Raw genomic sequence first — 21,472 nt, forward strand, 5'->3', positions numbered from 1 at the left:
CGGGCTTGGTCATTTCATCGTTGAGCAGTCTCAAAATCTGAAGCCAACGCCGACGGTAACAACCTTCTGATTGAAAACGGTGTCTATGCCCAAAAGGACTTTGCTGCCGTAGTCGTTGTAACGACATTCCACGCGCCCGAAGATGTTGTACGTGAAGGCGTAGTCGAGACCGGCTCCGGCGGTCCACCCTGAGAACTGGCATCGAAGCCGTTCCAGGTGAAAACTGGGGCTGCTGGTACAACCGCGGCCGCCCCCTCATAAGATCGGGGGGCGACGCCACCCCTGCAAGACCAATGAAGGCCGCCGAGGCGGCAGCGATACGAAAATGCGCGATAAATCCCTCTCCTATGACAAGGGTCCACTCACTTTGCGCACCGATCGGGCTAGGTCCGATCGGTGATCGCGGTCCATGCTGCGTGAGCGAACGTGGCCCTGTCTGAACGGGTCCATTACGAAGTTCTGATGTAGAGGACTACTGGAGAGGAGTGCGGAGCGCTTATCCGTTGGCCAATGTCTCGTGACGGTCAAGGGCGAACGAGCGCGTTTCTTCGGCGGGCATCGCCTTGCCGAAGAGATAGCCCTGTCCGACATCGCAGCCGAGTTGAAGCAGGTGGCCGAGTTGGCGATGCTCTTCGATGCCCTCGGCGGTGGTCTGTATGTTGAGGCTGCGCCCGAGCCCAAGCATGGCGCGGATGATTTTTTCCTGACGCTCATCATCGCGGTACGTTGCGATGAAGCTCTTGTCGATCTTGATCTTGTCGAAGCGATAGCGGGCGAGCTGGGCGAGGCTGGAGTAGCCGGTGCCGAAATCGTCAAGCGCGATCTGAACGCCTGCATCGTGGAGTTCATCCAGGATGATTGCGGCAACCGCCGGATCCTGGATCAGGGCATTTTCGGTGATCTCGATCTCCAGACGACTTGGCGGAAGACCATTTGCCGACAACACCTTGAAGATGCGCGAGGCCAGCAGCTTGTCCTCCATTTGCACCGGAGAGACATTGAAGGAGAGGGTAACGTGGTCGTCCCAGGCCAGGGCGTCTCCGCAGGCCTGCGCCAGAAGGTCTTCGAAAAGCTCGGTGATCAGTCCGGTCTCTTCGGCAATGCCGATGAACTCCGGCGGCGGAATGGCGACGCCTTCTTCGTCCGTCCAGCGAGCGAGCGCTTCGAAGCCGCAGACCGTGCCTCTCTTGAGATCGATCAACGGTTGATAGAAGGGGCGGATGGCCTTTTGCTGAATTGCGACGCGCAGCTTGGATTCCAGCGTCGCGCGCTTTGCCACCTTGTCCTGCATCGAGGCTTCGAACACCATGTGGTGGTTGGGGCCGCGTGACTTCGCCTCGTACATGGCGAGGTCGGCTCGGTGGGCCGCGTCCTCGAGCGGCTCTTGACCCTGCTCCCAGCGATCGTGGCCGACGCTGGCGCCGACTTCGACCGCGAACCCGTTGATGTGAATGGGCCGTGTTACGGCTTGAATGAGCAAACGCGCGAAGCGTTCTTCATGGCGGGAGGAGAGGCCAAGCGCAACGACGACGAACTCGTCGCCGCCGAAGCGATAGACGCAGTCCGCGTTTCCGATTGCGCAGATCCGTTTTGCCACCTCGATCAGAAGGGCGTCGCCGCCATTGTGGCCGACAAGGTCATTGACCTTCTTGAAGCCATCGAGGTCTATCGAGAAGATTGTCACGTTCTGCTCCCACTCGTCACCTTCGACGTCGGTCTTCGTCCTTCGCGGCAGGACTTTCCGTTCGAACGCATAGCGGTTGGGAAGTTTGGTGAGGTGGTCGTGGGTTGCTGTCCAGTCGGCCTTGGCCTGAGCGGTGGCCCGCAGCTCCATCTCCTTGCGCAAATCGACAATGCGCAGGATCGAATAGACGAAGCTCATCGCCCCGCCGATGCCAAGGGCGAGGACGAGCTTGTCTGCACCATAGCTTTCGTAGGCGCCGACGAAGGCGACCACACAGTTATCCAGTTCCAGGATTGCACCGACGAGCCATAGCGTTACCCCCAACGCCATGACCAACAAGCATTGCCTCCCGGCCCTGCTCTGGAAGAATACCGGCATGCTTTACTCCATCTCCACCCGGGCGCTGATGTATCATGGAAGTCTGAAGCGTTTGTTGAAATCAAAGGGCGATTTCTTGTTATCGAATCGCTATCACGGCGTGTGAACTGGCTCGAAAGCCGCGGTGAAAAACGAGGCGAGCGCTTGTCGCTCGCCTGTTGTTCTCAAAGTCTGGTTAGAAGGGTGACGCTGACGACGAGCAGGAGAAGCATCCCGGCGCCAGTCATACGTAGCAGACGCGTGCGTCGCATCCGCGCGCCGCTCCAATCATAGGGCATGCAAAGTCCTCCTTGGGGCAAGGATTGACAGCCCGACGGTGTCGGGTCGAAAAACTATCGCATCGATTGCTTGCGTAAGGCTGGACTAAATTATCGCCCTGAAAATTAGGTGGTTTGTCCTTCGAAGCGCAGGGACCAGCGGCTTCCGTTGCTGGTCATGTGAGCGACGGCGAGCGGTTCGATATCGGTAATCCAGAATGATGACAGGGGGGCATTCAGCGTGCCGATGATGGCTGCTCGGATGACCGCCGCATGGGTAATGGCGATGATGTTACCGCCGGACTGCAAGTGCTCGCGCATCCAGCCGTTTACACGCATGCACACGGCAGCGATCGCCTCGCCACCATGCGGTGCTTCGTCCGGTTGCGCCATCCAGGCGGCAAGGTTCTCGGGTTCCGCTTGCTGGATCTCGGCGATCGAACGGCCCGCCCAGCGGCCAAAATCGCAATCGGCGAGCGCCTCGGAAACTTCCGGCTGCAAGCCAAGCGCGCCGGCCGTCTGCCGCGCGCGCAGCGTCGGGCTGGCGAAGACGCTGTCGGCGTGCCGCAGGCGTGGGGTGATTGCCCGTGTGGCAATGATTGCCTTTTCATTCAGCGGTTCGTCCTGCGGGAAGCGCGCCTCGCGGTTGGCGGCCGTCGGGCCGTGGCAGATCCAGGTAAGGCGCGTCATCACGTTCGTTGTCTCCGGATATCGGGGAGCGTGGCCCGCCGCTGCATGAAGTTTCGTTGACAGGTTCGAAACGGCAGATATAACGGTGATGTTGTGGGTTTGGAAACCGGTGAAATTCCGGTGCGGTCGCGCCACTGTGATCAGGATGAGGATACCTCGGACTGGAAGTCAGACCCTGCCACGCAACGATTCTCGACTGAACGCGTCATTCCAGGAGGAATACATGTCTGACACTACTTTTGCGCCCGTCGCCGCACCGGCTCCGATTCCGGTTGGCGAGCTTTTGCCTTGGGCCATCTTCGGCGGTCTACTGATGCTCATCGCCATCTATTTCGTCGGTACCGAAGAGGGCGCGATGGCGCTTTTCAACGGTATGTACGTGCACGAGTTCGTGCATGACGGCCGGCATCTCCTCGGCTTTCCCTGCCACTAAGGGAGTTCCGGACATGGTTGGAAATCTTTTGCTTCGCGGCATGCTCGCGGGGGTGGTCGCTGGCGTCCTCGTTTTCGCCTTTGCGCATACTTTCGGCGAGCCGCTTGTCGACCAGGCGATCGCGTTCGAGGAGGCGGCCGCCCAGGCGGCGGGTGAAACTGCTGAGCCTGAAATCGTCAGCCGCGCCACGCAGGCGGGCCTTGGCCTCTTAACCGGTGTAATGGCCTACAGCATTGCTGTCGGCGGCCTGTTTGCCCTCGTATTCGCCTTTATCCAGGGGCGGTTCAGCAATCTGAGCGCCCGCGGGACCTGTGCCGTCATCGCCGCTGCGGCGTTTGTCGCTATCGTGATCGTACCCAACATAAAATATCCGGCCAATCCGCCGGCAGTCGGCAATCCCGACACCATTGGCGTCAGGACCGAGCTGTTTTTCCTGATGATCGTCGTTTCGATCGCTGCGCTTGTAGCGGCAATTGCGCTTGCACGCCGCCTCACGCCGCGGTTCGGTATGTGGAATGCGGCAATCGCGGCAGGTCTGGCCTATGTCGGTTTCATCGGCCTCGTGCAGTATCTGCTGCCGCCGATCAACGAGGTTCCGGAGAACTATTCGGCTATGGTTCTCTGGCGTTTCCGTACGACCACGATCGGGATGCACGCCATCCTATGGGGCGTTCTTGGCCTGGCCTTTGGTGCTCTGGCCGAGCGCAAGCTCGGTGCCGCACCCAGGCTCAGCGCTCGCGCGTCGGTCTTCCATTGATCGGAGAAGGCTCCGGAGCAATCCGGAGCCTGTCCTCAGAGATGACCAGTCGGCGTCCCATTTTTCTTGTAGCCATGATTGCTGTCCTGCAGCTTTGGTCCGTCGCGGCCGACGCGCACCAGCGGAGCAGCAGCGGTTCCCAAAGCGGCATCGCGATCGCCGAGATCTCACATGGCGAAATGGTCATGATGGCGGAGTATCGCGATCGGATCATTGATCTCGCGGCGCGTGCCACGGACACGAACGAGCCGTTCCGACGCGTGCTGAACTATGCGCAGATCCAGCATGCCTATTGTCTCTGGGGCAAGATGCCGGGCGGGGTGACCGACGAGGCCAGTCCATTCAATGAATGCTCGCACGCCTACCTCGCGGCAACGAAGGCCGTGCTCCTGTCGATGCGCAACATGGGCGCGGAGGCGGACGAGGCGGAGGCCATCGTCTCTGCGATCGACGCCGGCATGGTGTTGCGCGGTCTGGCGCTGATCACCTGCGAGTTCAGCGGTGAGGCGTTCAACACTGCGGATGTCGTTCGCCCGGTGTGGAGGAATGTTCCCTTGCATCCCGGCAGCATGGTGACGGTTACCGGCTTCGCGGCGGTGTTGCTGGCTGCGGCATATTGTGGACGGCGGCTGCTTCGGTGGATCGCGCCCTGACGAAACCTGCTCCGGCAGACCGTCCTTAATTTAACCCTGAATGGCTCTAGCTCTTCTCGATATCGCGGTCGAGGTGCGTCGCAATCAGCATGGCCGCGAGATGGACAGTGTTCTTCGCTCCGTAGCGCTCCTTCATGCGCTCCAGGCGGTGCTCGACCGTGCGGTGTGAAATGCCGAGGTCAGCGGCGATCTCCTTGGCCGTCGCGCCTTCCGTCAGGAGCTGCATCACGGCTTCATCGGTCGCATCCATGCGTGCTCGCTGCTGCGGCGGGTTGAACATGAAGCGGCCGTTCGAGACCGCCAGAAGCCAGGCTGGATGTTGCGCCGTTGTCTTTTGCGGAAGGATCAGCCGTTCGTATCCGATGTTGACGCCAAGCACCCGTGTCTTGACCAGTTCCATCGACGGCTTCTGCGTGGCAATCACCTCGCGATAACGCGGGATGACGGCCGTCTCCATGTAGCCCCGATCCTTGAATTCGCCGATGCGCTGATCGGCAAAGAGCTTGTTGATGTTCAGGATACGCGAACTGACGGTAGAAGAGCGCACGACCTTCAGATGCCATTGCAACGGATCGTCGCCGTTGAGAACGACGAGCGTCATCCTCATCCGGATCGTCAGGAGCTCGAGGACGTCGCGATAGATGTCCTCTGGAGCGGCCGGCAGTTGCGGCGTGGTATGCAACCATGCGTCCAGCAGTTTCTGCGTGACAGTATGAAATGAAGTGTCCTTGTTCATCAATCCATGCGCGATATCTGGAATCGTTGCACTACGACAACCCAAAATGGGTACAGCTTTCAACAGCCGACCACGGCTGAATCGTCGTAAGGCATTAATATGAAAAATATATCGCTCGCTGCATCTATTTTGAAGCGAATTTCTCGGTGTGCGTTCTGCACGTTAAGCGGGTTCAGGCTGGAGGCGCCCGCGGCGTCCGGTTTCAATCATCCGAGTAGCGTTGTTCGCGCCAGGGGTCGCCGTACATGTGATAGCCGTTTTTTTCCCAGAAGCCTGATGCATCGGCCGGCAGCAGCTCGATACGGCGCAGCCACTTGGCGCTCTTCCAGAAATAGAGATGCGGAACGACGAGCCGCATGGGGCCGCCGTGATCGCGCGTCAGCGGCACACCTTCCCAGGAGGTTGCGAGGATGGCATCTTCTGCGGCGAAGTCGGAGAGCGGCAAGTTTGTCGTATAGCCATCATAGCTTGTCAGCATGACGTAGTGAGCTTCCGGATTCGGCATTGCCTGATCGAGCAGGTCGCGCGTCGAAACACCCTTCCACTTGTTGTCGTAGCGTGACCACGTCGTCACGCAATGAATGTCGGTGACCTTAGTGCTCTGCTCGAGCGCCTGGAAGGCGGTCCAGGTAAGATCAAGCGGGGTTTCGACCAGTCCACGGACTTCCAGGCTCCATGTGTCGGGCGCGATGATCGGGTGCTGGCCGAGATCAAGGATCGGCCAATCCTTGACGAGGTGCTGACCCGGCGGCAGGCGCTCGGTTTCCGGGCGACTGATGCGGCCGGTGAGGAATTTTCCTTCCTCGGCCCAGCGGCGCTTCGATCTCGTGAGCTTGCTGTCGGTCGGGGTTTGATCGTCGCTCATCGCTGGCCCTTTCGCGTTGCCGCAATAGGGCATCCAGGCTTCGAGACTGTCAAGCGTGCGTCACGACAGATTCTTGAGGTACAGCGAGAGGAGCTGTGTTTGCGACGATATGCCGAGCTTGCGGTAGACGTTGCGCCGATGAACCTTCACGGTCCCTGTCGAGATGTTGAGCTTCAGGCCGATCGACTCGGAGGAGTGCCCCTGAAGGACAAGATCGACGATCGCGGTCTCGCGGCTGGTGAGATTGAGATCACGCCACACCGCTTCGGCGGGCTGCAGGGCGCTTTCACTGGCGTTGCGTTTGCGGTTGCCGCGGGGTCTCGAATGCTGTTGCGCATCAAAGCGAGTTCCGAGCCCGGCCCAGTAGTGCCGAACCATGTTTGCGATCAATGGTTCGGCTTTCTTCAGCAAGGCAAATTCCGCAGGCGGGAAGGGCCCGGTCTTTTCCTTGCGCATAAGCGAAAGAACGATCGTGATATCGTCATCGGCCGTGACGAAGAAACCGATCTCCTCTGCAAGGCCTGTCTGGACGTAATAAGTCCGGTAGTACTCGCTGGAGAAGAACCGGTCTGGCGCCAGTTCCCGCATGCGAAACACGCCGGCGCGACGTTCATGGGCCGTGTGGTAGAACGGGTCGAGGAGGTAGGGGCCAGCCTGGTAGAGGGTCACGAAAATGATGTGCTCCTTCGGGTCGAAGGTGCTGTAGAGATCGATCGGCCGCTCCTTGCCGCGATAGGCGAAGACAACGACGTAGTCGAAGCTTACGAGCGCCGCCATCATCTCCCGGAAGGTCTCGCCGAATTCTGCATCGCCCATCGCCTGCCGGCCAATGGTGGCATTGAAGGCCCGAAATAGCGCCTCCAGGTCAGTGCTCATTTCCCGGAACCTCCTGATCGCCCCGCGCGGAAATCCGCTCCCCGTGTATATACCTTCCATGAAGGCTTTGCGGCTAGAATACCCCTCTCGGGGTATATACCGTGAGGGAAGGGCGCGCTTAGTCTTTCCACAACGACGGTGGCAAAAGGCAGCGCTAGACTGCCCAATCCAGACCAACCGCAGGGAACAGACGTGGCATCTGCTTCGACGAACGATATCGAATTCCGTTCGGTCACCAAGAATTATGGCCCGGTGATCGCCGTAACGGACATCAACCTCAATGTGCCGAAGGGTGCATTCCTCGCGTTGCTCGGCCCGTCGGGCTGCGGCAAGACCACTTGCCTGCGCATGATCGGCGGTTTCGAGCAGCCAAGCCAAGGTACTGTGCTGATCGACGGGCGCGAGATGAACGGTGTGCCGGCCTATCGGCGCCCGGTGAACATGGTCTTTCAGCATTATGCGTTGTTTCCGCATTTCGACGTCCGGCAGAACGTTGCTTATGGTCTGAAGCAGGTGCGGCCCAAGTTTGCGGCGGCCGAAATCGACCGGCGTGTCACTGAGGCGCTTGAAATGGTTCGGCTCGGCGGCTTCGCCAAGCGCCGCATCCACGAAATGTCTGGTGGACAGCAGCAGCGCGTGGCGCTCGCTCGCGCGATCGTCAACCGTCCGTCGGTGCTGCTCCTGGACGAACCGCTGGCTGCGCTCGACAAGAAGCTACGCTCCGCCATGCAGATCGAATTGCAGACATTGCAACGCGAACTTGGCATCACCTTTGTTCTGGTCACCCATGATCAGGAAGAAGCGCTCTCTATGGCGGATATCGTCTGCGTGATGAGCGCGGGGCGGATTCGCCAGCTGGGCTCGCCGCAGGAGGTCTATGACCGCCCGGCCGATTTGTTCGTAGCCGATTTCGTTGGCAAGACCAACCGGGTGAAGGCGACGATGGAGGCGGATGGCGCGACGCTGCGTCTTGCGGACGGTTCCGCAATCGCCGCGGGGATCCGGGCGGGTGTTTCAACGGGCGAGGCAATCGTCGCGATCCGGCCGGAATCGATCCGCCTGACACGCATGCAGGCGCCCGATATCGCAAGCTTCAAAGGCACGGTGACCCACCGCATCTTCCTGGGGTCATCGGCGGAATATGCCGTCACGGTGCCGGGGCTCGGTGACTTTCTGGTGACCGCCGACCGCCGCAGCATGAACGAAAGCGATCTGGTCGAGCCCGGCGAGGCCGTCTACCTCGGCTTTGATCCCGGCGCGGCCCATGTCTTCTCAGCATCAAGTGCAGCCTAAAATCAAAACAAGGGAACAGCATCATGAGCAAAGACTATAAGGATAACCTTCCCATTTCAGCCAACGGCTTCATGGACGAGTTCATGCGGCTCAAGCGTGGCTCTGTCAGCCGCCGCCACTTCCTCGGCATCACCGGCCTCGGTCTTGCGACCGCCGTGATGTCGCGCTTCCCAGGTGCCTTGTCGACGCCAGCCTATGCCGGCGAAGACCTCGGCACGCAAATGTCGATCGCGACCTGGCCGAACTACCATGATCCGGCGACATTCGAGAACTTCAAGGCGGCAACCGGCGTGGCCGTCGAAGTCAACGTGTTCGGTTCGAACGAGGAAATGCTGGCGAAGCTGCAGGCGGGCGCTTCCGGCTGGTCGCTTTTCGTGCCGACCAACTACACGATTTCCACCTACCACAAGCTCGGCCTGATTGACGAACTCGACCTCTCGAAGATTGTCAATTTCAGCCAGTCGACGGAGAGCCCGCGTTTTACCAAGGAAGGCCAGATCGACGGCAAGACCTACGCTCTACCGAAGAACTGGGGCACGACCGGATTCTCGGTCAACACCTCCAAGATCAAGGCGAAGCCCACGAGCTGGAAGGATTTCTTCGAGGTCGCGCAGACAGAAGCTGATGGCCGCGCCATGGTGCATGACTACCAGCTGACGACGATCGGCAGCGCGCTGGTGTCGCTGGGCTATGGTTTCAACTCGATCAAGCCGGAGGAGCTTGCGAAGGCCGAGGAGCTGCTGATCAAGGTGAAACCGCATCTCTTCGCCATCAACTCCGACTATCAGCCGGCCATGCGCGCCACGGACGCCTGGATGACGATGTGCTGGACGAACGACGGTGCGCAGCTTAATCGCGACATGCCTGAGCTTGCCTACATCCTCGGAACGGACGGTGGTGAAATCTGGACCGACTACTATGCGATCCCGAAGGACGCTCCGAACAAGGCGGCAGGCTATGCTCTTCTCAACTACCTGATGGATCCCGCGAACGCGGTGAAGGAGCATATCGCCAACGGCGCGCCGACCACCGATAGCCGCGTCATTTCGTTGCTGCCGAAGGAGATCACCTCAAACAAGATCGTCTATCCGGATGAAGCATCGCTGACGCCTCTGGAGTTCGGCGCCGCTATAACCCTGACGGATCCGGGTCGCGCCGAGTTGATGGCGCGGTTCAAGTCGGCGTGACCAGCCTGCCGTCATGCAATGCCTCTTCCCGGGTTCGGGAGGAGGCAAGCCTCCTCGTGGTCACCAACCAGCGAACCTCCAGAATGGCTCTGTCACCGGACACCAGAAAACGCCTGATCACCGCGGCCCTCGTTGCGCCGGCGAGCGCGTGGCTGTTCGTCTTTTTGGTCCTGCCGTTCATTGCCATCGTTGTGTTCTCCTTCGGCGAGCGGGCGCCGGAAGGCGGTTACCAAGCGGCATTTACGTTTGCCCAATTTGCCAATCTCGGATCCCGTGCGGCCGCCTTCAAGAACACGCTGGTGCTTGCGCCGATTGGGTCCTTCGTCTGCCTGTTGGTGGCCTATCCGGTCGCCTACTACCTGGCGGTGAAGGTAAGCCCGCAGTATCGGTTGTTGCTGGTGTCACTCGTCGTAGTGCCTTTCTGGACCAGTCTTCTCGTTCGCACCTATGCGTGGATGTATATCCTCGGCGCGCGGGGCATCCCGCATCTCCTGGAATTTGTCGGCATCGAGAATGTACGGCTTCTGAACACGCCGGGGGCTGTCCTTCTCGGCATCGTCTATGGCTACCTGCCGCTGATGATCATGCCGATCTACGTCAGCCTGGAAAAGCTGGACCGCCGGTTGCTGGAAGCTTCAGCGGACCTCGGAGCAAGACCGCTGTCGACTTTCTTCGGCATAACGCTGCCGCTGTCGTTGCCGGGCGTGATGACCGGCGTGGCGCTGGTCACCATCCTGTTGCTCGGTGAGTACCTGATCCCGCAGCTGCTGGGCGGCGGCAAGGTGTTCTTTATCGGGAACGCGCTGGTCGACCTCTTCCTGCAGTCGCGCAACTGGCCGTTCGGCTCCGCGATCGCCGTCACCCTCGTTGTCGTCGTCGTCATCGTGCTTCTCGTCGCCATGCGCATCGCCTGGCGCGTTGCGGGTACCCGCCAGGTGGATCTTGTCTGATGCGTGGGCTTGTTACGGCAGTCTATCTGTTTCTCTACACACCGATCGCGCTGGTGGTGTTGTTCTCGTTCAATGCGGGCCGCAACGCTTCCGATTTCACGGGCTTTTCCACGCAATGGTACGGTAAGGCGCTCTCGAACACCTTCCTCATGGAGGCTCTGCAAAACAGCCTCATCATAGCCCTGACCAGCGCTGCACTAGCGGCGATCTTCGGCACCATGGCCGCGCTCGGCATGGAGCGGCTTGGCGCCAAGACACGGGCCGTGTTCGATGGCCTGTTTGCCGCAGCTATCGTCGTTCCGGGGGTTGTGATCGGCATCGCGACGCTGGTTGCCCTGGTTGAAGTCTTCGGTTTCATCAATCCGGCATTGGCAGCGATTTGGCCCGGCAATCAACCGCCAAAGCTGACGCTCGGCTACGGTTCGATCATCGCCGCACACGGGCTTTTTACCATGGCCCTGGTGACGATGATCGTGAAGGCGCGCATCGCCAGCCTCGGGCGCGATATCGTCGAAGCGTCGAGTGATCTCTACGCGACGCCGCTGACGACCTTTCGCCAGATCGTGCTGCCGCAGATCCTGCCGTCGATCCTGGCCGGTTTCCTGCTCGCTTTCACCTTCTCCTTCGATGACTTCATCATCGCGTTCTTCGTCGCCGGGTCGAACACGACGCTGCCGATCTACGTCTTTGCCTCGATCCGTCGCGGCGTGACGCCCGAGATCAACGCAATCGCCACGATGGTGCTCATCGCATCGCTTGCCCTCATTCTCATCGCGCGTTTCCTTATGCGCGAAAGGACAACAACAACCTAATTGGGAAACACCATGATCCTCAAGAACCGTGTTGCAATCGTCACCGGTGCCGGGTCCGGCATCGGTCAGGCCGGCGCGCTCGTCATGGCGAAACAGGGCGCCCATGTCGTCGTCGCCGACATCGACTTCATGAATGCCGAGGAGACCGTCAGCCGGATCCGTAGGTGTGGCGGCAGCGCCGAAAGCATGGTGCTTGATGTCACCGACGACAAGGCGCTGGAAGCAGGCATTGCCGCGATTGCCGAACATCATGGCCGCATCGACATCCTTCACAACCATGCCGGTGCGCAGGTCGCCGGCGATCTGGAGCAGGTCGCGATCGACGGTTTTGACAAGTCCTGGAGCTTGAATGTCCGCGCACATTTCATGGCCGCGCGCTTCGTCATGCCTGTCATGAAGAAGACGGGCAAAGGCGTCATTCTCAACACCTCATCCTCATCGGGCGTGCTCTACGATCGCGAGATGATCGCCTATACGACGACAAAGCACGCCGTCATCGCCATGACGCGGCAGATGGCGGGCGACTATGCCAGGTTCGGCATCCGCGTGAATGCGCTTTGCCCCGGCTGGGTGGATACGCCCTTCAACGAACCCTTCATTGCCCAGATGGGCGGGCGTGAGGCGATCGAAGCCTATATCGCTGAGAAGGTGCCACTTGGACGCTGGGCCGACGTGTCGGAGATCGCAGAGCCGATCCTCTTCCTCGTGTCGGACCGCTCCTCTTACATGACTGGGCAGATCCTCGTGGTCGACGGCGGGGAGACCGTCGTTTGAGCCGGTTGAGAAGGTTGAATTCCTAGGGCAATTGTTAAATAACGGATGGACTGTGACGGGCGCTGTTCTGGCGCCCGCTTGTATTTACAGGACATCCAAGGCCCATGCCCATTCCCGCCCGGATCGAGACCGATCTGCCCTTCCTGACTGGACTGCGTCGCGACCTGCATGCCCATCCAGAGCTTGGCTTCGAGGAGGAGCGCACGAGCGACATCGTCGCGCAGTTACTCGAAGACGCAGGCATCAAGGTGCATCGCGGCCTCGGCGGCACCGGCGTTGTCGGTACACTGCCGGTCGGCAATGGCACGCGGACAATCGGGTTGCGGGCGGATATGGATGCGCTTGCGATGCCGGAGATGGCGGATCGTCCGTATAAGTCAAAATTTACTGGCAAGATGCATGCCTGCGGACATGACGGGCACACAACAATGCTGCTCGGCGCGGCACGATATCTGGCGGCAACGCGTGACTTCTCCGGAACCGTGCATTTCATCTTCCAGCCGGCCGAGGAGGGGAGGGGCGGCGCGCGCAGGATGGTCGAGGAGGGTCTGTTCGAACTGTTCCCCTGCGATGCCGTCTACGGGCTTCACAATATGCCGGGCCTTGCCGTCGATGAGATCGCTGTAGTCGAAGGCCCTCAATTGGCATCGTCAGACAGTTGGCGCGTGACCTTACGGGGCACCGGGACGCACGGCGCCAAGCCGCATCTCGGCAAGGATCCGATCACCGCTGCCGGCACCTTCCTGACCTCATTGCAGACGATTGTCGGGCGCGTCGTCGATCCGCTGCAGCCGGCCGTCATTAGCGCCTGCTCGCTGCAGGCCGGCGACCCCAAGGCGTTGAACGTCATACCTGATATCGTCGAGATCGGCGGCACCGCCCGGGCCTATTCGCCTGAAGTTCGCGATCAACTCGAGGAAGAGATCGGCCGGCTTGCGAATGGCACGGCGGCGATGTTCGGCATTGCGGTCGACTACCAGTTCGAACGACGTATTCCGCCCGTGGTCAACGACAGCGACGCGACCGCGCGTGCGCTCGGCGCCGCTAAGGCGGTCTTCGAGGGGAAGGTGCGCACGAGTTTCCCGCCCTCGACGGCAGGCGATGATTTCGCGTTCTTCGGCCAGAATGCGCCGGGATGTTACGTCTGGCTCGGGAACGGTCCTGCCGTCGATGGCGCCCTACATCACAACACCGCTTATGACTTCAATGATCATGCGATTGGCTACGGCGCGGCCTTTTGGACAACGCTGGTCGAGCGCGAGCTGAAGGCCGCACTTTAATCGGTGGTTCGCGGACCTCGATGACTTAGCCGACCGCAGCTGGGGCACAAGCCCAGCTGCTGCTACCCCTCGTGCTCGGGGGTCTCGATCACTGGGCTTTCGAGCACTTGGCCTGTAAGGACGTCGGCGATCCCCCGATCGGTCTGATGCGGGCCGACGTTGCAGGCAAGCGTTGCGCCGAAGCAGGCCTTGAAGACGAGATAGGGCGGCTTCCAGTCGACGATCTTTTCCATCGCCTTTCGGATCGCCCGGAAGGACGCGGCCGTTTCTTCCAATGGCGCGTTGGTGACCAAGCCGGACACCGGCAAGGGTAGAAGCGCTTCAATCTGGCCATCTCTGGCGACAGCCATGCCGCCGCCCGCTGATATCACCGCGTTGGCGGCGACCGCCATGTCGCGTGCATTGCCGCCGAAGACCGTGAGGTTGTGGCTGTCGTGGGACACCGTCGTGCAGAAGGCTCCGCGCCATTCTCCCCAACCTGTCAGGAAGCCGACGCGCGGCCGACCGTCGACCTTGCCGTGCCGATGCGCGACCGCGATCATGGTGCTCCCGACCGGCGGCACGATGAAGCCGCCGTCGACGCCGGTTTCCGCCTCGCCCCACTGTGTGAAACGGGGGCGGTCAATCGTGGCGACACGAACGCGCTTGCCGGTGGCGGGAACCCTGAAGTCATCTTCCGCCAGGGCGGTCAGCTTGATCGAATTTTGTAGCGCGACGGTATCGAACGAGCGCAACTGGGCGTTCATTTCGCCCGATGTCGAGACGATTGCGCCATTGGCGATGACGGCTTTCGTGGCGAAACCAACGAGGTCTTCGAAGAGCACGATATCGGCGCGTCTGCCGGCGGCAATCAAGCCAAGATCCGAACGCTTCAATCGCTGCGCTGCATTGAAGGTGGCGGCCCGCAGCGCCCATTCCGGTTTCATGCCATAGCGGACGAGCCGTCGGATGACATCGTCAAGACCTCCGCCGTCCTTCAGTTCGTCGGGGAAGACGTCGTCCGTGCAGAGCGTGACCGTCGATGGCAGATGGCCGATTCCGTTGAGCGCGGTTACGAACTCCTGCAGCAGATAGTCATGCGAGCCGCGAAGCTCGATGGTCAGTCCGGCGGCCAGCTTCTGCAGCAGGTCCGCGCTCGAGGTCAATTCGTGATCGGAGCTGACACCGGCAGCCATGAAGGCGTTCAGGTCAGCGCATTCAAGTCCGCGCGCATGGCCGCAAATGAGTTTTTCCGAAGCGAGGCCGGCATTCACAATATCAGTCATGCGGGGATCGCCGTCGATCACGCCGCGCATATTCATGACCTCGGCTACACCGCCGATGCCAGGCCACCGCAGCATTTCGGCGATGACCGATGCGTCGAAATCGGCGCCGGCGACTTCAAGCCCCGGAGCGGAAGGAACGCAGGAAGGCGCGAGAACAATGGTACGGAGCGGCAGGCACCGGGACGCTTCGATTGCCCAGCGCACGCCGTCCAGGCCATGCACGTTGCCAAATTCGTGCGGATCCCAGACGACAGTCGTCACGCCGCGCGGAACGACGGCTGCCGCATAGGCGGCGGGCGTCACCATCGAGCTTTCGATATGCATGTGCGTATCGATGAGGCCTGGCGAAACGATGCTGCCTGTTGCGTCGACGGTCTTGGCAGCGTCGGTGCGGCTGCCCGGTGCGTGGACGCTTGCGATGAGCGGTCCAACGACGCCGATGTCGGCGTCGCGGGTCAGGCCGGTGACGACATCGAGCAGGCGTCCGCCCGAGATCAGCAGGTCGAAAGGCGCACCACCGCGCGCGGCGGCGACGGCACGGGCGCGAAGTGCGGGATCGTTGAGATCCTTCGTTTCGGCGGCGCTCATCGGCCGGCCTCATCGATCAGTGCGCCGAGGATCAGGGCGCGGGCCTTTTCAGTGTCGATATCGACGGCGTATTTGGCGTTGAAAGTTGCATGCGTCGCCCGGGTCTCCACCACGGTGCGGCCACGCGAATGTTGACCCTGCAATTCGGCGTCGATGCGCGCCGGGCGGAAAGTAACGATGTCGGGTGCGACGAAGGCGACTGCGGCTGATGGGTCGTAGATCGCCATTCCCGGTCTGCCGCGGCTGGTTCCGATGCCGATGTAGCCGTCGAGCATATCGGCGATAAGGGGCGCGTTGGCGCCACCGGCGTCTCGCACCGGGCCGACGTCGTCAGGAGTCGCGATAACCTTGCGGCAAAGATCGAGATCGACCATGCGCAGCGGCAGATTATGGGCGAGAACGATGGCGAGGGCTTCCGGGTCGGCCAGCGCGTTGAACTCGGCCGATGCCGTGTGATTTCCTGCGGTGACGCCGCCACCCATCCAGGTGAGTTCGGTGATACGGGCTGCGAGGTCCGGGCATGCCAGTGCGAGGGCGGCGAGATTGGTCAACGGGCCGAGAGCCAGGATCCGGTGCGGGCCATTGGTCTCTAGCCAGCGGCAGAGCGCAGCGAATGCATCGCCTTCCGGCAAGGCCGGCGCGGCGGGCAGACCTTGGCCCGATGTCGGAATACCTGTTTCGCCGAGGATCGCCTGGGCGGTTTCGAGCGAGCCGAGAACTGGCATGGCACGGCCGGTGTGGATCGGGAAAGTCCAGCCGAAGGCCTTGGCAGCACCTGATGCGTTGACGCGCACCTGCGCCAGCGGCGTGTTGCCGAAGACAAGCGAGACGCCTGCGATGTCGAGCTTCGCGTGTGTCACCACGAGGATCGCGGCGATATCGTCAAAGCCCATGTCGGTGTCGATCCAGACGCCCATGATGTTACCTGTAGCGTGAGAGCGGCGCTGCTGCGGCAAGCGGCAGGTCGAATGGAAGTGTCGAGCCGATCGCATGCGTCGGCAGTTCGGCATCGACCTCGGCCTTGATGGGGCCAAGCGGCGTGTCGAGCAGATATTCGCGGGTGTTGCCGGCAAACGAGGTGCCGCGCACGGTGCCCTGGTAAGGACCTGAACCAAGGTTCACCATGCGCGGACGCCAGGCCAGGCCCTTTGCGGCCTGTGGCGCTGGACCGGAAAGCTCGACCGATGTGGTGGATGTCGCGAGCTTGCCGTTTTCCAGCGCAAAGACGTTTTCGAAGCCCACGAAATCGGCGACGAAGGCCGAGACGGGCTTATTGTAGATTTCCTCCGGTGTACCGACCTGCTCGATGCCGCCGTTCAGCATCACCACGATCCGGTCGGCGAGAGCGAGCGCCTCGATCTGATCGTGGGTGACGAAGATCATCGTGACGCCGGTTTCCTTCTGGACGCGCTGCAGCTCGGCGCGCATTTCGAGGCGCAGGCGGGCGTCGAGATTGGAAAGGGGCTCATCGAGCAAGAGAACTTTCGGCTCCATGACCATGGAACGGGCAAGGGCCACACGCTGCTGCTGGCCGCCGGAGAGTTCGGCGGGTTTGCGATCGGCAAACTTGGCAAGGCCGACTGATTTGATGCCGGCGCTGACCTTGCCATCGAGATCCTTGCCGCCGATGCCCTTCAGGCGCAAGCCGAAGGCGACGTTCTCGTAGACCGTCAGATGCGGGAAGAGGGCGTAGGACTGGAAGACGAGCCCGACATTGCGCTTGTTGGCGGAAACGCGGGTGATGTCCGACCCGTCGAGGGTGATGCGGCCGGAACTCGGGTTCAGCAGGCCGGCGATGGAGCGCATCGTCGTGGTCTTGCCGCAGCCGGAGGGGCCGAGGAGGGCGACGAGTTCACCTTTCCTGATCGTAAGATCCAGATCCTTCACCGCGACCGTATCGCCGTAGGCAAGCGTCAGCTTGTCGAGTTTGAGATAGGCGTCAGACATAACGAGAGAATCCCAGGAAGCGTTCGGCAAGGAAGACGATGCCGATGGAAAGGAAGGCAAGCAGCGAGGAGAGAGCCGCGATCGACGGATCGTACGTGGTCTCCATGTAGCCCAGCATGTCGATCGGCAGGGTGCGGACGCCCGGACCGGAGAGGAAGAGCGAGACCGGAACCTGATTGAAGCTCGTCACGAAGCCAAGGATGAAGGCCGCCAGGATGCCGCCGCGGATATTTGGCATGACGACGCGGAAGAAGGCGCCAACGCGTGAGGAACCGAGCAGGACGGCAGCTTCTTCCATATCCGAGCGCAGGTTGTTGAGGCTGGCTGACACGACGCGCACGGCGTAGGGCAGCACGAGCGCCGTGTGCGCCATGAACAGGGCCAGCGTGATGTTGAAGCCGAAGGGCACGACGAGATAGCGCAGCAGGGCCAGACCGACGATGATGCCGGGTACGATGATCGGCAGCGAGACGATGGTGCGCACCGTTTCGCCGAAGGGCAACTTGTAGCGCGACAGTGCGTAGGCGGCGGGAATGCCGAGCACGAGCGCTGTCAGCGTGCCGAAGACGGCAAGGAACATCGACATGGCGAAGCTCTCGCGGAAGCTGTCGATGGTGAAGACCTTGGCGACCCATTTCAGGGAAAGACCCTGCGGCGGGAAGGCGAGTGTGTCGCCAGCCGAGAGCGATGCGGCGATGATGATCAGGAACGGGCCGATCAGGAAGATCAGCAAAAGGCCGAGAACCAGCGGAGAGAGAATACGGGCGGTCATCGCTTGTTCCTCGCCGTGGCAAGGCGCTTGAGCAGGATGTTGGCGGCAAAGCTCATGACGATCAGCATGAAGGCGATGACGCTTGCCGAGACGAAGTTGTTGGCCACCGACACCTGCTGATAGAGCAGCGTTTCCAGCATCAGCACCTTCGAGCCGCCAAGCACGGCAGGCGTAATGTAGGCGGTAAGCGATCCAGTGAAGACGAGCGTGCCGCCGACGACGAGGCCTTCGCGGGTGACCGGCAGGATCACCTTCCAGAACACCTGGAACCAGTTGGCACCGAGCACGCGGGCGGCGGGAATGGCGTCCTTCGGCATGTTCTCGAGGGCGCTGATCAGCGACAGAATCATCAGCGGCAGGAAGAGCTGCAGCAGACCGATGAAGACCGCGGTTTCGGTGAAGAGCAGGCGCAGCGGGCCGTCGCTGAGGCCGAGGCCCTGGATGGCCTGATTGACGATGCCGGTGCGGCCGAGGATGACGATCCAGGCATAGGTGCGGGCAACCGGCGAGATCATCAGCGGCAAGGTGACGAGGCCGATCACCCGGCCCTTGCCCTTCGGCGGCAGGTTGACGATTGCGAAGGCGGCGGCATAGCCGATGACAGCCGAAACCGCTGTCACCTCAAGCCCTAAGCGGAAGGTCCGCAAAAAGACAGTACGGTTCAGCGACTCGGAAAAGAAGCCGGTATAGGCGCTGAGCGTCCAGCTGCCGTCGATGCGGAAGCCTTCGGAGAGGAGGACGACAACGGGCAGCAGGAAGACCAGCGCGGCAAAGACTGCTGCGGGCAGGGCAAGCGCCAGGGCTTCTGCGCGGTTCTGAAACATGAAGCGACTTTCGACGGATGGAAGGGCTGGCTCCCGCAAGCCTGGGAGCCAGCTTGGAAATTACTGACCGACCTTCTCGTTCCATTCCTTCAGCCAGGCGGCGCGGTTGTCGAGCGCGGCTGCTGACGGGATGAGCTTCAGGCTCTTGGCGGTTTCTTCGCCGTAGGTCAGGTTGTTGGCGGCTTCTTCGGAGAGCTTGACCTCCTTGTTCGCCGGGCTGTCGACGAGCTTTTCAGCAAGCTTCGTCTGGATTTCGGTGGAGAGCCAGAAGTCCATGAACTGCAGGGCGAGATCACGGTTCTGCGAGCCCTTGGTGACGACCATCACGTTCATGCCGCCAGTCTGGCCTTCCTTGGGCGTTGCCCATGCGACGGGAACGTCGAGCTTGGTGAAGCCTGCCCAGGAAAAACGGCCGATCGGGGCGGCCCAGATTTCCTCCTGCTGCATCAGCTGCACGAGCTGCGAGGACTTCTCATAGAAAGTGACGATCTCGTCCTTCTTCTCGCCGAGCGCCTCGATCGGCGCCTTCAGGTCCGGGTGGTCGCTGCCGAGCGCCTGGCCGAGCATGAAGAGCGCCGGAGGGCCCTGGTTGGTGGTGACGTTCGGGAAGGCGACATGGCCAACATATTCAGGCTTCAGCAAGTCTGCCCAGGACTCGATCTTCATCTTGTCGGAGCGGTAGGCGATCGACGTGGCATAGAAGGTATAGCCGACGCTCATGCCGTCGCCATTCGGATCCTTGGCGAGGTCATAGAGCTTCCCGAAATTGGAGAGCTTCGAAGTATCAATCTTGTCGATCAGGTCCTTGCGCGAGGCTGAAAGGGCATCGGCCATGGAGACGACAGCCATGTCGATGACGGGGCTCGCCTTGTTGGCCTCCATCTTGGCAAGTCGCTCGACGCTGTTGCCGGTCTCGACCACGAGCTTGCAGCCGCACTTCGCCTCGAAGGGGTCGTAGACGATGGTCTTGAAGTCATCCTGAGCGAAGGCATAGACGGAAATCGTCAGCGTCTTCTCCTCTGCCTTTGCGGCGAGGGGCGACAGCGCCAATAGCGCGGCCGAAGCGATGAGGGCATTCTTCATGTCAGCTGTTCTCCGTCTGTCAGGATATTCGTGTTGGGTCCGCCGGCCCGGAGGACTGGCGAACGATCAGTTGCATTGGAACTCGGTCGGCCTCGGACGTGACAAGTACGCCCTCGCGGCTGCCTCGCGTCTGTATGGTCTGCAGTAGCGATGAAATCGCGATCTCCGCGATCGTGTGCATGTCCATCGCCACCGTCGTCAGGGATGGCGTGATGACCGGCGACCAGATGAGATCGTCGAAACCGGTAACGCTCGCCATGCTGGGCACATCGATGCCGTCACGCTGCAACTCTGTGAGGGCTCGCAGCGCCTGCAGGTCTGACAGTGCGGCGAATGCCGTGTAGCCCTCACGCACTTTCTCAGCGAGGCCGAGGCTGCAGCCGCCGCCGTTTTGCCGTTCCAGCGTCTCGATCCAGAGGGTTGCCGAACTCATCCCGGGACGGAGACCTGAACGGATTCCTCCCACGCGATCGTTCTGGACGTTTGAGACGGGATTGTTGCCGATGATAAGGACACGCCGATGCCCAAGCTCGGCTAGATGATTGGCGATCGCCCAGCCGCCTTGCATGTGATCGGCGGCAACGGTGTTGCCCGGCGTGGACGCTGTATCAATGACCGCGACGGGACAGGCCGCGGCGGAAATTCGAGTGGCCCGGCGCGGTATTATCACCATGCCCTCGACGCCACGCTCGATCAGTCGGTTGATTGCCTCGGTCTGCGTTGCAACGTCGCCTCGGGAGTCGGCGATCAGCACGCCGTAGCCCGCCGCGCTGGCCGCGAATTCGATGGCCTGCGCAAGCTTGGGGAAAAGCGGGTTGGCGATATCAGGTAGAACCAGGCCAAGGACGCCGCTGCGGCCGGTACGCAATGCACGCCCTGCCTGGCTAGGGACATAGCCGAGTTCGGCCGCATGTTCCTTGATTTTCTCAGCCAGTTGTTCGGAAACACGACCCTTGCCCGAGAGCGCATTGGAGACTGTCGCGACGGAGACGCCAAGCGACGTTGCAATCCTGCTCAGATTCGGTCCAGGTCGCGTGGGAGGCATGGTTTTCTGTAGATTAATCGTTTAATCATTCGTACATCACGCCATTGGCCTTGTCGATTCCAAAATTGCCGCCGCGGTCAGTATTGATGCGGTGACAGTAATAAATAAGCAACGGTGTTAGGCGTCAATCACCGTTGCTCGATAGTCTCTCATTTTGGCATTGAGGATTATGATCATCCTTCGCATGACCGCGACGAGAGCGACCTTTCCGGGCTTTCCTTTCGCTTTCAGTCGTTCGAAGACGGCCTTCATGGCTGGATCGAAGCGGATGGCGGGCAAGGCGGCGATGTAAAGGGCGTCGCGCACTGGTTTGCGGCCGCCGG

At 61.1% G+C, this 21,472-nt stretch carries 21 protein-coding genes and 2 pseudogenes; 9 read left to right on the plus strand and 14 right to left on the minus strand.

Annotated features, from left to right (window positions below; all coding sequences use genetic code 11):
• Window positions 1–30: 30 nt before the first annotated feature.
• The 3 genes and pseudogenes from C934_RS34815 to C934_RS0124660 all read right to left on the minus strand — a co-directional run.
• A pseudogene (locus tag C934_RS34815) lies at window positions 31–195 on the minus strand (outer membrane protein); the annotation flags it as partial.
• Between the two features lie 301 nt (window positions 196–496).
• A complete protein-coding gene (locus C934_RS0124650; protein WP_026372054.1) occupies window positions 497–2,062 on the minus strand; it encodes a putative bifunctional diguanylate cyclase/phosphodiesterase in 1,566 nt (521 codons plus the stop codon).
• A 383-nt stretch (window positions 2,063–2,445) separates the two neighbouring features.
• Window positions 2,446–3,009, minus strand: a complete 564-nt coding sequence (locus C934_RS0124660) for a histidine phosphatase family protein (protein ID WP_018859235.1) — start codon at window positions 3,007–3,009, stop codon at window positions 2,446–2,448.
• Between the two features lie 223 nt (window positions 3,010–3,232).
• On the opposite strand from C934_RS0124660, the gene C934_RS0124665 reads away from it, so the two are divergent.
• The 3 genes from C934_RS0124665 to C934_RS0124675 are packed head-to-tail and all read left to right on the plus strand — an operon-like array spanning window position 3,233 to window position 4,852.
• Entirely contained in the window at window positions 3,233–3,442 is a 210-nt protein-coding gene (locus C934_RS0124665) for a CbtB domain-containing protein (RefSeq protein ID WP_018859236.1), read from the plus strand.
• A 13-nt stretch (window positions 3,443–3,455) separates the two neighbouring features.
• Window positions 3,456–4,199 carry a CbtA family protein gene (locus C934_RS0124670; RefSeq protein ID WP_018859237.1) on the plus strand — a complete coding sequence of 248 codons (744 nt, stop codon included), beginning with the start codon at window positions 3,456–3,458 and terminating at the stop codon, window positions 4,197–4,199.
• 41 nt (window positions 4,200–4,240) lie between these two features.
• Complete coding sequence (locus C934_RS0124675; RefSeq protein WP_018859238.1) at window positions 4,241–4,852, plus strand: hypothetical protein; 612 nt, start codon at window positions 4,241–4,243, stop codon at window positions 4,850–4,852.
• Between the two features lie 46 nt (window positions 4,853–4,898).
• On the opposite strand, the gene C934_RS0124680 is transcribed toward C934_RS0124675, so the two are convergent.
• From C934_RS0124680 to C934_RS0124690, 3 genes are all read right to left on the minus strand, one after another.
• On the minus strand, window positions 4,899–5,588 hold the full coding sequence (locus tag C934_RS0124680) for a response regulator transcription factor (protein WP_018859239.1): 690 nt from the start codon (window positions 5,586–5,588) through the stop codon (window positions 4,899–4,901).
• Window positions 5,589–5,790: 202 nt separating this feature from the next.
• Window positions 5,791–6,453: a sulfite oxidase-like oxidoreductase gene (locus tag C934_RS0124685; protein WP_026372056.1), complete on the minus strand. Its 663-nt coding sequence runs from the start codon at window positions 6,451–6,453 to the stop codon at window positions 5,791–5,793.
• A 60-nt stretch (window positions 6,454–6,513) separates the two neighbouring features.
• Window positions 6,514–7,329: a helix-turn-helix domain-containing protein gene (locus C934_RS0124690; protein ID WP_018859240.1), complete on the minus strand. Its 816-nt coding sequence runs from the start codon at window positions 7,327–7,329 to the stop codon at window positions 6,514–6,516.
• Window positions 7,330–7,521: 192 nt separating this feature from the next.
• On the opposite strand from C934_RS0124690, the gene C934_RS0124695 reads away from it, so the two are divergent.
• The 6 genes from C934_RS0124695 (at window position 7,522) to C934_RS0124720 (ending at window position 13,625) form a co-directional block, all read left to right on the plus strand.
• Window positions 7,522–8,622, plus strand: a complete 1,101-nt coding sequence (locus C934_RS0124695) for an ABC transporter ATP-binding protein (RefSeq protein ID WP_018859241.1) — start codon at window positions 7,522–7,524, stop codon at window positions 8,620–8,622.
• A 23-nt stretch (window positions 8,623–8,645) separates the two neighbouring features.
• Window positions 8,646–9,809 (plus strand): polyamine ABC transporter substrate-binding protein, encoded by a 1,164-nt coding sequence (locus C934_RS0124700; RefSeq protein ID WP_018859242.1) that lies wholly within the window; start codon window positions 8,646–8,648, stop codon window positions 9,807–9,809.
• An 83-nt stretch (window positions 9,810–9,892) separates the two neighbouring features.
• Window positions 9,893–10,759 carry an ABC transporter permease gene (locus tag C934_RS0124705; RefSeq protein ID WP_018859243.1) on the plus strand — a complete coding sequence of 289 codons (867 nt, stop codon included), beginning with the start codon at window positions 9,893–9,895 and terminating at the stop codon, window positions 10,757–10,759.
• Complete coding sequence (locus C934_RS0124710; protein ID WP_018859244.1) at window positions 10,759–11,571, plus strand: ABC transporter permease; 813 nt, start codon at window positions 10,759–10,761, stop codon at window positions 11,569–11,571. Before C934_RS0124705 ends, C934_RS0124710 begins: the two co-directional genes overlap by 1 nt.
• Before the next feature lie 12 nt (window positions 11,572–11,583).
• Complete coding sequence (locus tag C934_RS0124715) at window positions 11,584–12,345, plus strand: SDR family NAD(P)-dependent oxidoreductase (protein WP_018117122.1); 762 nt, start codon at window positions 11,584–11,586, stop codon at window positions 12,343–12,345.
• A 104-nt stretch (window positions 12,346–12,449) separates the two neighbouring features.
• A complete protein-coding gene (locus C934_RS0124720; RefSeq protein WP_018859245.1) occupies window positions 12,450–13,625 on the plus strand; it encodes a M20 aminoacylase family protein in 1,176 nt (391 codons plus the stop codon).
• A 62-nt stretch (window positions 13,626–13,687) separates the two neighbouring features.
• Here the strand turns inward: C934_RS0124720 and C934_RS0124725 are convergent, their stop codons facing one another.
• The 8 genes and pseudogenes from C934_RS0124725 to C934_RS35275 all read right to left on the minus strand — a co-directional run.
• A complete protein-coding gene (locus tag C934_RS0124725) occupies window positions 13,688–15,478 on the minus strand; it encodes an adenine deaminase (protein WP_018859246.1) in 1,791 nt (596 codons plus the stop codon).
• Entirely contained in the window at window positions 15,475–16,395 is a 921-nt protein-coding gene (locus tag C934_RS0124730) for a nucleoside hydrolase (protein WP_018859247.1), read from the minus strand. The genes C934_RS0124725 and C934_RS0124730 overlap by 4 nt, the downstream gene beginning before the upstream one ends.
• A gap of 4 nt (window positions 16,396–16,399) precedes the next feature.
• A complete protein-coding gene (locus C934_RS0124735) occupies window positions 16,400–17,425 on the minus strand; it encodes an ABC transporter ATP-binding protein (protein WP_018859248.1) in 1,026 nt (341 codons plus the stop codon).
• Window positions 17,418–18,197 carry an ABC transporter permease gene (locus C934_RS0124740; protein ID WP_018859249.1) on the minus strand — a complete coding sequence of 260 codons (780 nt, stop codon included), beginning with the start codon at window positions 18,195–18,197 and terminating at the stop codon, window positions 17,418–17,420. Before C934_RS0124740 ends, C934_RS0124735 begins: the two co-directional genes overlap by 8 nt.
• Window positions 18,194–19,021, minus strand: a complete 828-nt coding sequence (locus C934_RS0124745; RefSeq protein WP_018859250.1) for an ABC transporter permease — start codon at window positions 19,019–19,021, stop codon at window positions 18,194–18,196. The genes C934_RS0124740 and C934_RS0124745 overlap by 4 nt, the downstream gene beginning before the upstream one ends.
• 60 nt (window positions 19,022–19,081) lie before the next feature.
• The gene (locus tag C934_RS0124750; RefSeq protein WP_018859251.1) at window positions 19,082–20,104 is read right to left on the minus strand and encodes an ABC transporter substrate-binding protein; all 1,023 of its coding nucleotides are present in this window, start codon (window positions 20,102–20,104) and stop codon (window positions 19,082–19,084) included.
• A 19-nt stretch (window positions 20,105–20,123) separates the two neighbouring features.
• Window positions 20,124–21,149 (minus strand): LacI family DNA-binding transcriptional regulator, encoded by a 1,026-nt coding sequence (locus C934_RS0124755; protein ID WP_018859252.1) that lies wholly within the window; start codon window positions 21,147–21,149, stop codon window positions 20,124–20,126.
• A 117-nt stretch (window positions 21,150–21,266) separates the two neighbouring features.
• Window positions 21,267–21,472: pseudogene (locus C934_RS35275) on the minus strand (IS110 family transposase); the annotation flags it as partial.

It is taken from the genome of Rhizobium sp. 42MFCr.1 (assembly GCF_000377185.1).
GTDB lineage: Bacteria > Pseudomonadota > Alphaproteobacteria > Rhizobiales > Rhizobiaceae > Rhizobium > Rhizobium altiplani.

Excerpts from the sequence above, each read along its gene's own strand:
- C934_RS0124650 (WP_026372054.1), bottom strand. The coding sequence starts at position 2,062 with ATGCCGGTATTCTTCCAGAGCAGGGCCGGGAGGCAATGCTTGTTGGTC.
- C934_RS0124660 (WP_018859235.1), bottom strand. The coding sequence starts at position 3,009 with ATGACGCGCCTTACCTGGATCTGCCACGGCCCGACGGCCGCCAACCGC.
- C934_RS0124665 (WP_018859236.1), top strand. The coding sequence starts at position 3,233 with ATGTCTGACACTACTTTTGCGCCCGTCGCCGCACCGGCTCCGATTCCG.
- C934_RS0124670 (WP_018859237.1), top strand. The coding sequence starts at position 3,456 with ATGGTTGGAAATCTTTTGCTTCGCGGCATGCTCGCGGGGGTGGTCGCT.
- C934_RS0124675 (WP_018859238.1), top strand. The coding sequence starts at position 4,241 with ATGACCAGTCGGCGTCCCATTTTTCTTGTAGCCATGATTGCTGTCCTG.
- C934_RS0124680 (WP_018859239.1), bottom strand. The coding sequence starts at position 5,588 with ATGAACAAGGACACTTCATTTCATACTGTCACGCAGAAACTGCTGGAC.
- C934_RS0124685 (WP_026372056.1), bottom strand. The coding sequence starts at position 6,453 with ATGAGCGACGATCAAACCCCGACCGACAGCAAGCTCACGAGATCGAAG.
- C934_RS0124690 (WP_018859240.1), bottom strand. The coding sequence starts at position 7,329 with ATGAGCACTGACCTGGAGGCGCTATTTCGGGCCTTCAATGCCACCATT.
- C934_RS0124700 (WP_018859242.1), top strand. The coding sequence starts at position 8,646 with ATGAGCAAAGACTATAAGGATAACCTTCCCATTTCAGCCAACGGCTTC.
- C934_RS0124705 (WP_018859243.1), top strand. The coding sequence starts at position 9,893 with ATGGCTCTGTCACCGGACACCAGAAAACGCCTGATCACCGCGGCCCTC.
- C934_RS0124710 (WP_018859244.1), top strand. The coding sequence starts at position 10,759 with ATGCGTGGGCTTGTTACGGCAGTCTATCTGTTTCTCTACACACCGATC.
- C934_RS0124715 (WP_018117122.1), top strand. The coding sequence starts at position 11,584 with ATGATCCTCAAGAACCGTGTTGCAATCGTCACCGGTGCCGGGTCCGGC.
- C934_RS0124720 (WP_018859245.1), top strand. The coding sequence starts at position 12,450 with ATGCCCATTCCCGCCCGGATCGAGACCGATCTGCCCTTCCTGACTGGA.
- C934_RS0124725 (WP_018859246.1), bottom strand. The coding sequence starts at position 15,478 with ATGAGCGCCGCCGAAACGAAGGATCTCAACGATCCCGCACTTCGCGCC.
- C934_RS0124730 (WP_018859247.1), bottom strand. The coding sequence starts at position 16,395 with ATGGGCGTCTGGATCGACACCGACATGGGCTTTGACGATATCGCCGCG.
- C934_RS0124735 (WP_018859248.1), bottom strand. The coding sequence starts at position 17,425 with ATGTCTGACGCCTATCTCAAACTCGACAAGCTGACGCTTGCCTACGGC.
- C934_RS0124740 (WP_018859249.1), bottom strand. The coding sequence starts at position 18,197 with ATGACCGCCCGTATTCTCTCTCCGCTGGTTCTCGGCCTTTTGCTGATC.
- C934_RS0124745 (WP_018859250.1), bottom strand. The coding sequence starts at position 19,021 with ATGTTTCAGAACCGCGCAGAAGCCCTGGCGCTTGCCCTGCCCGCAGCA.
- C934_RS0124750 (WP_018859251.1), bottom strand. The coding sequence starts at position 20,104 with ATGAAGAATGCCCTCATCGCTTCGGCCGCGCTATTGGCGCTGTCGCCC.
- C934_RS0124755 (WP_018859252.1), bottom strand. The coding sequence starts at position 21,149 with ATGCCTCCCACGCGACCTGGACCGAATCTGAGCAGGATTGCAACGTCG.